Origin of the sequence: Photobacterium sanguinicancri, from assembly GCF_024346675.1 — a bacterium.
Lineage (GTDB): Bacteria > Pseudomonadota > Gammaproteobacteria > Enterobacterales > Vibrionaceae > Photobacterium > Photobacterium sanguinicancri.
This window is the reverse complement of the sequence record NZ_AP024850.1, coordinates 1,296,366-1,310,862: the sequence shown is the minus strand read 5'-3', so window position 1 is coordinate 1,310,862 and position 14,497 is coordinate 1,296,366. Positions and strand designations below refer to the sequence as shown.

Here is a 14,497-nt window from a genome sequence, read left to right as displayed (position 1 = left end):
TACTTACACTGCTCCCTTTTTGTACAATTAAACCGCCTATAAACCTCTTCGGCTTAAGCTCAACATTTATTAATGTACGACTTAATTAGCAGCATTACTCATCAATAATAAGCAAAAAAAACAAGTCGTCGTACACCGATAATCCGTGCTTTTCATCCGACTAAAGTAAAAGAAATGGTCAATACGCACACAATTCGTATAAAGCATAAGACGATTGGTGTGATTTGGCGCATAAATACAATTGAGTAATCACTCTATAATTTCATCCCGCCATGACATTAGCCGCTTAATCAACATGACGTTACCATCCTGCTGGGGAATTGCCGTACCAAGTAGTCGCTTTTAACGATGATATTGATAGAGCCAGAACACCTCAGCAGCCTCTATATAGATCAATTTTAAGTTTTTATCCTATGAGAATATCCGATTTAAGTATTAGAAAAAAAATGTTTGCCGTTTTCGCTAGCATCTCTGCTGCGATTGTTTTCCTAATCTTTTTTATTGTTAACCAACTCGATCATGTGAATGATTCTCTGGTCGAGTTTGCCGAAACCACAGTACCCAGTGTTGTTTTAGTTAAAAACACACAAAATGAAGTAATAACACTGCGTAAAGATCAGTTCTCTCTTCTACCTAACATAGAGCACCCACAACTAATTAATTGGATTCAAGGTATTGTCGACTCAGAAAAGCGCATTAATGCTTACCTAGATGAGTATGAAAAAGGACTATGGGATGACAACGATAAACAAACCTTTGCACAAGTAAACCAAGCTTGGCAGCAGTACCTAAATCAATCGAAAGAGTATATTCCTGCATTAAAACGACGTGACCTCGATCAAGCCAATCAAATCGTTCTCTCTAGCTTAAGCAGCTTTCAAAAATTACAAACTGCTTTATCTGATCTTGAAGAACTGAACCAGTCTTATATGACCGCAGATAAAGCCACGAGTAACCAGATGGTAGAAGACACTCGCTTGTATGCATTTGCGGGTGTAATTTTACTACTCGGTTTCATGGTCGTAATGGGATCACTGTTAAGCCGTCAAGTATGTAGTCCGCTTGAACTTGTGATGGAGTTAGCTCATAAGATTTCTTCTGGCGATTTAACGCACCGTATTGCACGAGACAAAATTGGCAATGACGAAATGGGGCAACTTGCAGATAGTTTTCAACAAATGCAGGATAAATTGTTGGCCCTAATAGAGCAAATTTCAAGCACAGCAACTCAACTAAGTGCGTCGATTGAAGAAGTTAGCGCTATTTCCGAGCAAACCTCACAAGGCATGAATGAGCAGCAAAACCAACTTAACTTGATCGCTACGGCAATGAATCAAATGCAAGCAACGGTAAATGATGTCGCAAACAATACAGAAGAGGCCTCTCAGTCTGCCAACAATGCAACCTCAGATGCGGAAGAAGGGCGAGTCGTGGTGCAATTAAGCATCGAAAACATTCAAAAGGCACAAAGTGTCATCCAACAAACGGGGGAAATGGTTGAACAGCTAGAACAAGATAGCTCTAACATTAGTATGGTTGTGGATGTCATCCAAAGCATTGCAGAGCAGACGAATTTACTCGCATTGAATGCAGCGATTGAAGCTGCGCGCGCAGGTGAGCAAGGACGTGGATTTGCAGTGGTTGCCGATGAGGTAAGAACCTTGGCTGGGCGAACTCAATCTTCAACGGAAGAGATCGTCTCAATTATCGATAAACTCCAGTCTCGTTCAAAAACGGCAGTACAGGGAACAAGCAATAGCTGTGAGTTAATCCTTCGCTGCGTAGAGCAAACAGAGCAGACAGGAAATACCATAGATCAAATTAGTGCTTCAATTAATGACATGGCAGCCATGAGCATTCAAATTGCAAGTGCTTGCAGTGAGCAAAGCTCTGTATCCGAAGAATTACAGCGTAATGTTGAACATATCAACCAATTCTCTGGTGAAGTTGCGACAGGTTCATCTCAAACAGCTCAGGCCTGTATGCAACTTAGTCAACTGGCCGTTAATATGCAGGATGTGATTCGACAATTTAAGATTGTTTAGTCCATAACCTGAACATAGTAATAACGTTGAGGCTGTATTTTTACTCTCAATATCATTAAACGCCCACCTTCACGCTTGAAGGTGGGCCGACTAACAACCAGCTACAAGGCAGAAAACACGTCTCGATACCATGTTTGCTGATAACTGGTTCTCGCCTCTTTATATTGAATGTCGCCATCTTGTATAACCACAGATACCTGACCAGACTCCGCAGTACTTAGCCACGGAATACCTCGAACTTGATAACGTTCTTTCACTGAAATAGCAGGTAATTGCCAAGGGTTGTAACGGCTAACAGACACTAACGCGAGTTTAGGCGTCATTCTATTTAGCCAAGTCACACTTGATGACGTACGACTTCCATGATGAGGGACAAAAAACACATCAGGTGATAGTTTTGGCTGCTCTCGGGCTATCAAAAGTTCAGATATCGCATCAATATCTCCTGTTAATAACACCTCGGTTTCTTGATGGCCCTCCCTACTAGCTAAAAGCTTATCACTTATCGTAATAACACAAGAATGTGGATTGGCCGCACGTTTAACCCGCTTCGGTGGCCAAATGACGGTGAATGTGAGTGATTGCCACTCCCAAGTTTCACCTTTTATACAGGGTAAATACCCTAGACGATAATCACTGCTCCTTTTCCAGCTAGGCGCATACCGCGCACTTAAATAACTTGCGCCACCAGCATGATCACTATCAGCATGGCTTAGTATTAAGCCGTCGAGTGTGTAAATACCTTTATATTTCAATACTGGTTCAACAACCGATGCAGCAATACTGCCTTGTCGCCATCGGTTACCCGTGTCATACAAAACAGCACGTCCATTGCGGGTAATGAGTACAGATAAGCCATGCCCGACATCTAACATGTCAACATGCCACTGCCGATCAGTTGATGCACCTAATGATTGTTCTGCTCTGTTCTCTATTATCGTTTCCATACGGGTAAATAAAAACTTCTGTATTATCGGGGCATATTGCTGCCACTGCCAACAGCAGAACCCCAATACGATACTAAAGTAGAGCGCAGGAAAATGATGAAAAGGTAACAATCGTAAACCAACGACAAATAGAGCAATAAGCACCACAACAGGCAGCCATAGCAGAGAAAATTCAAGCCACGCTCCGACTGAAAGCTGCCCAAGCCATGCCACAGGCCATAGACTCCAATCAGCTAGCTGCCAGAATATTGCCGCTAAACTTGGAATTTTAATGACCAGCAAGGCTGCAAAAATTAACGGAACAGTGAGTAAACTCACTAAGGGTAAAACAATAAAATTAATAGCAGGGGCTAACGCGGAAAATCCCCCAAAAAAAGACCACTGCAAAGGCAACATTAATATCAGCAAATACAGCTGTAAAAACAGCAACTGTTTTGAGCGTTGATACATTAGCGAGAATGTGGTGATTACCATGCTTGCGAATAATGAAATTCGGCGATTAGCTGAAGGAAGAGGGTCAATTCCAACACCTGAAGCAACATTTGAATCGTCTTCTTGTTGTTGGTTAGCACTGTTCTTTTGAGGCACTGATTGCTGGCTCGACCGTAAAACTAACAGCACAAACACAGCAAAAAACGAGAACCAAAAACCCATGGTATAACTAGCTAATGGATCTATTGCTAAGCACAGTGCAAATGTCAGTAATAAAATAAACCATGCAGGTGACACCACTAAGTATCTTATAAACAACATGACTAAACTGGCCATTAGCAACGCACGCTGTGTTGGGACACTAAACCCCGCTAACCATGCGTAACATAATGCTAAAAGCAAACCTATCCACATAGGAAGCCAAGTAAAATATGTTACCTCGGGGAGTATGCCCCGTAAGCGAAGCCCAACCCACCAACCAAGACCAACAGCCAAACCGATATGTAGACCAGAAATCGCCATTAAATGAGCAAGTCCACTATCACGTAGCCACAACCAATCGTCAGCAGTTAACGCATCTTTCACACCAAAGCTGAGCGCAAGCAATAATCCGTGCCTTGGCAAGGCAATCACTTGGTCAACGACAGTATCAAACAATAATTGCCGAACGGAAATTGAGCCTTGCTGATGTAAAAAACCTGACGTTGTAGGTGGTGCCGTAACAGGCAATATTTCGACAAGATTACCTCGGCCATGAAAGCCATGTCCAACGTACCATTTTTCGGCATCATACCCGGCCTGATTCACTCGACCATACGGTCGGCGCAGAACAACTTGTAACGTCAGCAACTCCCCTTGCTTCAGGGTATTTGCTTCATTCCAATAAATACGAACCTTCATTTCCCTAATGGATGTTTCCGACGGTACTTTCCATTTCTTGATAATGAAATCAAAGTTATCAGACGGAATATTCACATTTTGTATGCTATCAACTATGCCAACTATGGTAATATTCGCTCCCATCGGAGGGATCTGTATCACTGTATTGATATAATTATTGGTTGAAATATAGACAAACGAGCCACCAGCAAGGAGCCATATCAATACATTTGCCAAGGCATAGTGGCATAAATAGTAGCGTAAGAATAAAGCGACACCCCCACCAAGCAGGGTAATAATGAGCACATCTTGATCTGCTAGCACATAAGGCCAGTAGTGAAGAGACAATAATCCGATAGAAAAACCAATAGCTGCTTGGATAACCATTTTAGTTACTTGATTAGTATGAAATAAAGATGCCTAAACAACTTATTAAACGTTTCTTACCAAGCCATGACGTCATCAAGCGCCAAAAGGCTTTGAAAATTTTCGGCAACACCCTCTATAACCCGAACTTATGGTGCTTAAACCGCCGTTCTGCTTCGGGCGCCTTCGCTGTTGGCCTTTTTATGGCTTTTGTTCCCCTACCCAGTCAAATGATCATGGCTGCAGGTTTAGCTGTTTGTTTCGGCGTTAATTTACCACTTTCTGTTGCCTTAGTATGGATAAGCAACCCTATTACCATGCCTGTGCTTTTTTATGGCGCATATAAGATTGGGGCATGGTTGATGCACACGCCACATCAAGCTTTCCACTTTGAACTGTCGTGGGATTTCTTACTGCATCAAATGAGCCAAATTGGACCGCCATTCTTACTTGGCTGTCTTATTTGCAGCGTAGCTTGTGGCCTTATTGGTTACTTCGGTATTCAAGGCCTATGGCGTTATTCAGTCGTAAGAAGCTGGAATAAACGCCGCTTTAGAAAACCGTTTAGCAAAGGGTTATAACGCCTAAAAAGTTATAACCATCAAAAAAACCTCGTTACCAATCAACTCAATGGGTAATGAGGTTTTTTAATATCAAAATAATGTCGAACAGGCCCTTAATACTGAATAAAGCTTATGTAGATGCGAGTAGCAACTAAGATAGTTTTACTAACAAATCACTGTATTTGCATCATTGTGTTATCGCCCCATAACAATGTTCAGTGCTACAGCGAGTGCTACTACGACTAAGTACACTGAATAAAAAAAGCAGCCAGATTGGCTGCTTTCCCGTTATACCTAATCATCCGGTCGCTAAAAAATCATTTAGCACTCAGTACTTGCGCTGGGTGGAGTGCACTCGCACGACGAGCAGGGTACCAAGTCGCGAGTAAACTCAGAATAACCGCAGTAATCGTCACGAGGGCAACATCTTGCATTGCCAATTCTGTGGGTAAAAAGTCGACAAAGTAGATATCACCAGATAGAAACTGGTGACCGATGAGCTGCTCTACGCCTTTGATAAAAGACGTCAGATTCAATGCGACAAAGCACCCTATTGCCGAGCCAACCAAGCTGCCTAACACCCCAGAGAGTACGCCATGCCAAATGAAGATGGACTTAATTAAACCGTCGCTGGCACCCATGGTACGAAGAATTGCAATATCTGGTGATCGATCTTTTACTGACATCATCAGTGTCGACACAATGTTAAAACACGCCACACCAATCACTAACACCATGACTAAGTACATGATGGTACGAACCATCTGAATATCACGGTATAAATAGCCGTATTTTTGGGTCCAACTTTTCAGATACACATAGACAGGTAAGGTATAACCGACCTCACGAACAATAGGCATGGCTTCGAGTACATTATCAACTTGAAGTGAAACGCCAGTCACACCATCACCCATCGCTAAATAGGACTGCGCATCCGCTAGCGGTACCAAGGCTAAGTTATGGTCTATTTGACCACCCAATGCTAATAACCCCGATACTTGTAGACGAACGCGATGCGGTGCTCGCAACTTCAATGCAGGATCTGGATTTGGAATCATCGCCGTGATCCAATCGCCGACTTTAATACCCAGCTTATCAGCAACACCTTGCCCAAGGATCACTTGCTTACTGCCTGCTTTAAATTGCTGCCACGCACCATTTTGGATGAATTGCGGAATCGCGCTGACTTTCTCTTCTTGAGTCGGATCTACACCTCGCACTTCAACCGCTTTCAAGTTAGTGCCTTTTTCTAGCAACGCCGTAAACAGAATATACGGTGCCGCGCCCGTAACACGAGGATGCTGCTCTGCTTTTTCAATCACAGGCTGCCAGTCGGTAAATGGAGGATTCACCGCTTGTAATTCACCATGAGGGATCACTGATAGCACGCGATTTTGTAATTCACGTTCAAAACCGTTCATTGCAGATAAACCAATAATGATCACTGCAACACCTATCGCAATCCCCAACGTAGACGATATCGAAATAAACGAAACCATCTTATTACGCTGTTTAGCACGACTAAATCGGCTACCTATATACAGGGATAAAGGTCGAAACATTAAGCCACCTCAACCTGTACCAATTCACCATCTTGCATGTGCATACAGCGATCAAGTTTTGCTGCTAATTCTTTATCATGCGTCACGACTAAAAATGCTGTACCAAAATCAGTATTCAAACGACGCATTAAATCGTAAATATCCAATGCCGTTTTATGGTCTAAATTACCCGTTGGCTCATCAGCTAAGACTAACGACGGCTTATTCACCAACGCACGTGCAATGGCCACACGCTGACGCTCCCCACCACTAAGCTCTGACGGACGGTGTTCTACTCGATGGCTTAAACCAACCATCGTCAACAATTCTTCTGCTCGTGATTTGGCTTCATTAATCGCAACACCACCAATAAGCAGGGGCATCGCCACATTTTCTAACGCACTGAAGTCAGCTAGTAAGTGGTGAAATTGATACACAAAACCAATCTCTTGGTTACGCAATTTCGCTTGTTTATTCGTACTCATTGCGCCCAAGTTGTTTCCGTTGAAAAAAACCTCGCCCGCAGTTGGTTCATCCAAAGCCCCTAATAAATGCAACAACGTACTTTTACCTGAACCTGATGATCCGACAATACCGACAAGTTCACCGCTTTCAATACTAAAGCCAACACCTTTCAGTACCTCGGTTTCCATCTGAGCTTCGCGATAAACTTTACGCAAACCATGACAAACTAATAACGAATTACTCATAACGAAGTGCCTCAGCAGGACGAACAGTAGCTGCACGATAAGAAGGAAAAACAGTGGCTAATAGGCTTAATGCTATAGCACCTAAAATAACAAACAAAATTTGAAGCGGTGAAATAACAACAGGCAGTGAACCACCAACAGTAATCAACTGTACGCCAAATACCGTCATAACAGTATTGAGGTTAAGAGCCAACAATACCCCGAGTAATCCACCCGCTAAGGCACCAATAACACCACTACTCGCCCCTTGAACAATGAACACCATCAAAACTTGAAAATTAGTCATACCCTGGGTTTTCAAAATGGCGACTTCGGCTTGTTTCTCCATCACCACCATGATCAACGCAGAAATAATATTAAACGCAGCAACACCAATAATTAGCCCTAACATCAAGCCCATCATGTTTTTTTCCATTTTAACAGCTTGGAAAAGTTCGCCACGTTGTTCACGCCAATCAGACCATGCCCAGCCATCTGGTAACGACATATTAGCCAGTTCAGTCACCGCAAACGGATCATCTAAGAATAAACGCCAGCCAGAAATTTCATCTTTTTTCAAACGTAACAACTTACCAGCGTCATGTATGTTCACCACGATCAGCTGTTTGTCTACATCAGATCCAGTATCAAACAAGCCAGACACAGTAAAGTTTCGCTGACTTGGAATACGTCCTAATGGTGTGTATTGGCTAGCACTGGTGACCATCAAGCGCACTTTATCACCCACCTGTACACCCAGTTGTACCGCCAATGCTTGGCCAAGCACCACACGATAGCTACCCGATGTCAGGTCAGAAAGGTTACCCAATGTCATTTGTTGCGCGATAGGTTCAAGTTCAGATGGGTCAACCCCCATTAACATACCCGCAGATAATGACTGGGCACTTTGCAAAATAGCTTCACCACGAACAACTGGCGTAACTTGTGTGGTATGCGGTAATTCAGAAAGCCATGCTGGCGCTTGGTCTGCTAACAAGGTGATATTTGCTGGTTCGCTAATCACAGCTTGAGGCATGACCCCTAAAATACGCTGCTTGAGCTGTTGCTCAAAACCATTCATCACCGACAATACCGTCACTAAAGAAAGCACACCTATCGTGATACCTGCGGTCGACATATAAGAGACAAAGCGACTAAATCGGTCGCCAGAACGGCCACGCAAATAACGTAACCCTATAAAAAGTGAGACGGGATGAAACATAAACTCGCTCAAAAACCATCAATAAATAACTGCCTGCAAGCATAACCCTTGCCGTGAGTGATTACCAACCGCCTAAGTAAAAGTAATGAAAAAACAACAGCTAAATATAGACAAATAATGAGCAGTTAAACCGCTTCACTTGCTCGATTGGCAAAGGTGCGTGATAATCCTTAAATTGAATTAAAAAACAGAGCACCCGATGATTCAGGATGAATATTTTTCAGTCCATGCAGGGCTGACTATTAATGTAGAGCCACTTGACGAGAACACTGCATGCCCTGATGAAGAGGCCTTTCGTTTAGAAATTCCCCCGCTATTTCGTGTTGCTAGTGAATGCAGCGAACTAGAAGAAAGTACAGAGCGTCTATTGTCTAATTTTGGCAGCGACGATAGCAAAGCGTTAATTGGCTACCTTGGTGCTCAAAATACCAAGATCAATCTATTGCTCTCCTATGTTCTTTCCCAACAAGATGATCCGGCCATTCGTTTTACAACCCGAACTTTTGGTGCCAGCCGACTGAGCTTTCTTTCGCCAACACCGCTGGCCACTGGTTGTACTGTCCGCATGAAACTGTTTTTAACCGATCCACCAGCCGCTATCTATTGTTATGCCGACGTTATTGATTGCCAGCCATACAGCAATCAAACTGGCGATGCCAAAGGCAACAGCGGCGATAAAAACAACTACGAAGTGCACCTGCGCTATAGCCAGCTACTTGAAAACGATCGTGATTTATTAATCCGAGCGGCTTTGCATGTTCAACAAAAATTGCTGCGCGAACGCGCACAACAACGTTCAAATAGTTAATTAGAGCCCCATGAAAACAGAATCTATTCTTGCTATACCTCATCCACAGAAAGCGGGTGACAAACGATTCGTAGGCAACCTTTCTGGGGCGGCACTTGCCCTTTCTATTGCTGAGCTTGCCAATGAACATAAAGGCCCACTGCTGGTTGTTGTCGCTGATTCACAGTCGGCATTACGCCTTCAACCTGAAGTAAGCCAATTTACCGCGCATGACGTTACCGTTTTCCCCGACTGGGAAACTTTACCTTACGATAATTTCTCACCGCACCAAGATATTATCTCTGACCGACTCGCTTGCTTATACAAGTTACCGACACAAAGTTCTGGGGTATTACTCATCCCAGTAAGCACACTGCTGCAACGCTTAACGCCACAATCGTTTTTACATCAGCATGCGCTATTAGTGAGTAACGGTGATCGGTTGTCGCTTGAGAAGCTCCGTATTCAACTTGAAGCGTCGGGTTATCGTCATGTTGATCAAGTGATGGAACACGGCGAGTATGCCAGCCGCGGTTCTCTTGTTGATTTATATCCTATGGGCAGTAACCACCCATACCGCATTGATTTTTTTGACGATGAAGTCGATTCAATTCGCCAGTTTGATCCTGAAAATCAGCGCTCAACAGGTGAAATCAACGAAATCCATTTACTACCTGCTCATGAGTTCCCAACTGATGAAATCGCAGTAGAAAACTTTCGTATGCGCTGGCGTGAACGTTTTGATGCACGCCGCGAACCAGAGTCTATCTACCAGCAAGTCAGCAAGCGGACATGGCCTGCGGGTATTGAATACTGGCAACCACTGTTCTTTGAGCAAACAGAAACGCTATTTGATTACCTGCCACAAAGCAGTTTGTTAGTGACTGTGGGCGAGCTGGAATCACCTGTCGATCAGTTTTTAGCTGATGCAGCATACCGTTACGACCAACGTCGCGTCGATCCGCTGCGCCCATTGCTGCCACCAGCAGAATTATGGCTAGGCAAAGACGAAATGTTTGCTGGCTTTAAACCGTTACCACAAGTACGTCTTCGCCATGAAGCTGAATCGGATAAAGCAGGCCGATATAACCCGGCCCTAGAAGCTGTGCCTGAGTTAATGATTAACCAGCAGCTAAAAGAACCTTTCGCTGAATTACGCCGCTTTATTGAAGGGTTCAGCGGTAAAGTGATTTTTTCAGTTGCCTCTGAAGGCCGTCGAGAAGCCTTACTCGATTTGCTTGCGCGCATCAAACTTCGCCCAATGGTATGTCCAAACCTCACCGAAGCACTGCAAGCGCCAAGTGAATACACGCTGGTTATTGGTGCCGCTGAGAATGGTTTTATCTTGTCAGATGCCAATATCGCGTTCATTTGTGAAAGTGATTTATTGGGTGAGCGCGTTATCCAACGCCGTCGACGTGAAGAAAAGAAAACCATAAATGCCGATACCCTTATCCGTAACCTGGCTGAATTAAAAATCGATCAACCCGTGGTGCACATCGATCACGGTATTGGCCGCTTTAAAGGGCTACAAACGCTTGAAGCCGGCGGATTAAAGACAGAATACGTTACCCTAGAATATCAAGGTGGTGCGAAGCTCTATGTGCCTGTCGCCTCTTTACATTTAATCGGTCGTTACTCAGGTGGCGCTGAAGATACAGCACCACTGCACAAATTAGGTGGTGAAGCCTGGACCAAAGCACGCAAACGTGCAGCAGAAAAAGTCCGAGATGTGGCTGCGGAATTACTTGATGTTTACGCTAAACGAGAGCTAAAACCTGGCCATAAATTTATCCTAAACCGCGAAGGTTATGCTGATTTCAGTGCGGGGTTCCCATTTGAAGAAACCCATGACCAAGCACTTGCCATTAATGCCGTACTGTCTGACATGTGCCAAGCAAAAGCGATGGATCGCCTAGTCTGTGGTGACGTTGGTTTTGGTAAAACGGAAGTCGCAATGCGAGCCGCGTTTGTCTCTATCGATAACAACAAACAAGTCAGTGTCTTAGTGCCAACGACGCTGCTTGCCCAGCAACACTTTGAAAACTTCCGAGACCGTTTTGCAAACACCCCAGTGCGGGTTGAAGTACTTTCGCGTTTTAAAACGCCAAAGGAACAAAAGCAAATTATGGCAGACGTAGAGGCTGGCAAAGTTGATATCCTGATCGGCACTCATAAACTCCTAAATGCTTCAATTAAATATCACGACCTTGGTTTATTAGTCGTCGACGAAGAACACCGTTTTGGTGTTCGTCAAAAAGAGAAAATTAAGTCACTACGTGCCGATGTCGATATCTTAACCCTTACGGCAACGCCTATTCCGCGTACGCTGAATATGGCGATGAGTGGCATGCGTGATTTATCCATTATAGCTACCCCACCAGCACGTCGCCTCGCCATCAAAACATTCGTGCGTGAGCGTGATGATTTAGTGGTACGTGAGGCAATTCTACGTGAGATTATGCGTGGTGGTCAGACATACTTCCTGCATAACGAAGTAGACAGCATCGAAAAAACGGTCGAAGAACTGACCAAGCTCGTGCCAGAAGCGCGTATTACATTTGCTCACGGTCAGATGCCTGAGCGAGAGCTTGAACGCATCATGAGTGACTTCTATCACCAGCGTTTCAATGTATTAGTCTGTACGACCATTATTGAGACCGGCATTGATGTGCCGACAGCAAACACCATCATCATGAACCGCGCAGATAACCTGGGTTTGGCTCAGCTACACCAACTGCGTGGCCGTGTTGGTCGCTCGCACCACCAAGCTTATGCATATTTGCTAACGCCGCATCCTAAACGCATGACCAAAGATGCAGTCAAACGTTTAGAAGCGATTGCCTCATTAGAAGATCTTGGCGCTGGCTTTACCCTTGCAACCCACGATTTAGAAATTCGTGGTGCAGGTGAGCTATTGGGCGATGATCAAAGTGGTCAAATCCAATCTGTTGGCTTTACCCTCTTCATGGAAATGCTAGAACAGGCTGTTGATGCATTAAAAGAAGGTAAAGAACCATCGCTCGATGATTTGTTGAAGCAACAAACTGAAGTGGAACTACGCATACCCGCTCTGATCCCTGACGATTTCATCGCAGATATCAATACCCGCCTATCGCTATACAAACGTATTGCGAGTGCGAGTGATGAAAATGCGATCAATGAAATGAAAGTTGAGCTAATAGATCGCTTCGGCCTACTACCCGAAGCTACAACGAACCTGTTAGCATTAAACAAAATCAAACTGAAAGCTGCAGACATTGGCATTAAGCGTATTGAAGCAGGTGAAAAAGGTGCGTATCTTGAATTCAATCCAGATGCCAGCATCAACCCGACCTTCCTTGTTGGCTTGTTACAATCACAGCCGCAGAAATACCGAATGGAAGGGCCAACGAAGCTGAAGTTAGCTATACCGCTAAATAATGCGAAAGACCGCGTCAAGTTTGTTGACGATGTCTTAACACAGTTTGCTGAAAACCGCTTATAATTGAATGCACTAACGTGCGGAGTATTACCTTGAAAAAGTTTATCTATTTACTGCTTTTAGTAGTAAGTTGGCCAAGTTTTGCAGCACGACAATTTGATATTGAAGTCATTTTGTTTAAGCGCAACATTAATCCAGAGCAAGTCAATGAATCATGGCCTGATGCCCAAAAGCCCATTGATTTACGTGGCACCATTGCCTTTAGTGATACCGAACATCTTGCAGCGAAAGGCGTACGCGTTTTACCACCAAGCCAATACCAATTAAATAATGAATACGCCAAGCTAAAAAATCATGCTGGATTCACGCCTCTTGCTCACATTGCATGGCGTCAGGGTGATAAAAGTAGAGGTGCAGCACCTCGTATTCATTTAACCGCAGGCAAAGATTTCTCAGATCGTTACTTTGAGGATGGTAGTTCTCGCGATGCTGTGACAGCACAAGCCAATCAAGACTTCAGCACAACAACGCCAAGCGAAGAAGGCGGTATTGTCGTCACAACTGACAATGGTACAGCCAATACAGGCATCAATAACATTAACGAGTCTGCTATCAAAAACTCACTGTTTGAACTTGACGGCAAGTTACAAGTCTATGTTCAACACTACTTGTTCGTTGAAGCCGATTTAGACTTACGTGAACCAGGTCGCCGTGAAGTCATTGTAGGTACTGAACCGCTTGAAATTGATACATTAGGGAACGAAGGGAACGTGCAAGTTGGCCACCTTCAAGAAGTGAAAAAGCGGGTTGAAGTAGAAGAGTTCCTGAAAGACTTCCGCTTTAAGCAAACACGTCGAATGAAGAGCAGCGAAACCCACTACTTGGATCACCCACTAATGGGTATGATTATTCAAGTACGTCGTGTCGGTGCTTAATTTTTTGAAACCTCGCTTTAGCGAGGTTTTTTCTATTCAAACGTATTAAATACCAATGAATTTAGATTATATCTACAACACTCCACGTCTTACTCTACGCCCTTATAAAAGTGTCGATTTGCTTCCTCACTTAGAAGCGGTGCATGAATCGTTACCAGAACTAACGCCTTGGTTAGAATGGTGTGGTGATAGCTACAATCAGCACGATGCAAATGAGTGGATAATTACTAGTCGAGTAAATTGGCGCTCGGATGTGTGCTATGAGCTCGCAATTTTTGACCGATGTAGTGACACTTTTGTCGGCAGTATTTCACTCTATGATGTATTGGCTAACTCCAATTCGGCAAATGTCGGTTATTGGATCCGTTCAAGCCATCACCGAAAAGGCATTGCCTCTGAAGCGCTGTATGTCATCTGCCGCTTAGCCTTCATTACGCTAGGATTAACCCGTCTTGATATCGTCACCCACCCCGATAACATTGCGAGCCAACGTACCGCGTTAACTTTTGGTGCAAAATTTGAAGGCTTACTGCGTAACAAAATAATGATGTATGGCGATCCCATTGATGCCAACCTTTATTCCATCATACCGAGTGATACAAAGCTGTTGGATGAAGCTTTCTAAAGCGGCCAATTATCTTGATTAACTACGCAAGATATTGTGCAG

At 44.0% G+C, this 14,497-nt stretch carries 10 protein-coding genes; 6 read left to right on the top strand and 4 right to left on the bottom strand.

Translation table 11 applies throughout. The annotated features are described in order from the left end of the window. The first annotated feature begins 413 nt into the window (after positions 1–413). Positions 414–2,045 carry a methyl-accepting chemotaxis protein gene (locus OCU87_RS06330; protein WP_062688707.1) on the top strand — a complete coding sequence of 544 codons (1,632 nt, stop codon included), beginning with the start codon at positions 414–416 and terminating at the stop codon, positions 2,043–2,045. A gap of 101 nt (positions 2,046–2,146) precedes the next feature. Here OCU87_RS06330 and OCU87_RS06325 read toward each other — a convergent pair whose 3' ends face one another. Further along, positions 2,147–4,690: a DNA internalization-related competence protein ComEC/Rec2 gene (locus tag OCU87_RS06325; protein ID WP_261858026.1), complete on the bottom strand. Its 2,544-nt coding sequence runs from the start codon at positions 4,688–4,690 to the stop codon at positions 2,147–2,149. 29 nt (positions 4,691–4,719) lie between these two features. On the opposite strand from OCU87_RS06325, the gene OCU87_RS06320 reads away from it, so the two are divergent. Next, positions 4,720–5,250: a DUF2062 domain-containing protein gene (locus OCU87_RS06320; RefSeq protein WP_062688701.1), complete on the top strand. Its 531-nt coding sequence runs from the start codon at positions 4,720–4,722 to the stop codon at positions 5,248–5,250. A gap of 299 nt (positions 5,251–5,549) precedes the next feature. On the opposite strand, the gene lolE is transcribed toward OCU87_RS06320, so the two are convergent. Genes lolE through lolC form a run of 3 tightly spaced genes read right to left on the bottom strand, consistent with a single transcriptional unit; the run spans position 5,550 to position 8,684 of the window. Continuing rightward, a complete protein-coding gene (gene lolE / locus OCU87_RS06315) occupies positions 5,550–6,794 on the bottom strand; it encodes a lipoprotein-releasing ABC transporter permease subunit LolE (protein ID WP_062688699.1) in 1,245 nt (414 codons plus the stop codon). Further along, on the bottom strand, positions 6,794–7,483 hold the full coding sequence (lolD, locus tag OCU87_RS06310) for a lipoprotein-releasing ABC transporter ATP-binding protein LolD (RefSeq protein WP_261858025.1): 690 nt from the start codon (positions 7,481–7,483) through the stop codon (positions 6,794–6,796). The genes lolE and lolD overlap by 1 nt, the downstream gene beginning before the upstream one ends. Further along, positions 7,476–8,684 carry a lipoprotein-releasing ABC transporter permease subunit LolC gene (lolC, locus tag OCU87_RS06305; protein WP_261858024.1) on the bottom strand — a complete coding sequence of 403 codons (1,209 nt, stop codon included), beginning with the start codon at positions 8,682–8,684 and terminating at the stop codon, positions 7,476–7,478. Before lolC ends, lolD begins: the two co-directional genes overlap by 8 nt. A 199-nt stretch (positions 8,685–8,883) precedes the next feature. Here lolC and OCU87_RS06300 point away from each other — a divergent pair, with 199 nt between their 5' ends. From OCU87_RS06300 to OCU87_RS06285, 4 genes are read left to right on the top strand one after another with little or no spacing between them, the layout of a single operon-like run. Further along, entirely contained in the window at positions 8,884–9,492 is a 609-nt protein-coding gene (locus OCU87_RS06300) for a PilZ domain-containing protein (protein ID WP_261858023.1), read from the top strand. Positions 9,493–9,502: 10 nt separating this feature from the next. Beyond that, positions 9,503–12,958, top strand: coding sequence for a transcription-repair coupling factor (gene mfd, locus OCU87_RS06295; RefSeq protein ID WP_062688691.1), 3,456 nt, complete (start codon positions 9,503–9,505; stop codon positions 12,956–12,958). A 29-nt stretch (positions 12,959–12,987) separates the two neighbouring features. Beyond that, entirely contained in the window at positions 12,988–13,830 is an 843-nt protein-coding gene (locus OCU87_RS06290; RefSeq protein WP_094956606.1) for a peptidoglycan binding protein CsiV, read from the top strand. 55 nt (positions 13,831–13,885) lie between these two features. Continuing rightward, complete coding sequence (locus tag OCU87_RS06285; RefSeq protein WP_062688690.1) at positions 13,886–14,455, top strand: GNAT family N-acetyltransferase; 570 nt, start codon at positions 13,886–13,888, stop codon at positions 14,453–14,455. The last annotated feature ends 42 nt before the right edge of the window (positions 14,456–14,497 follow it).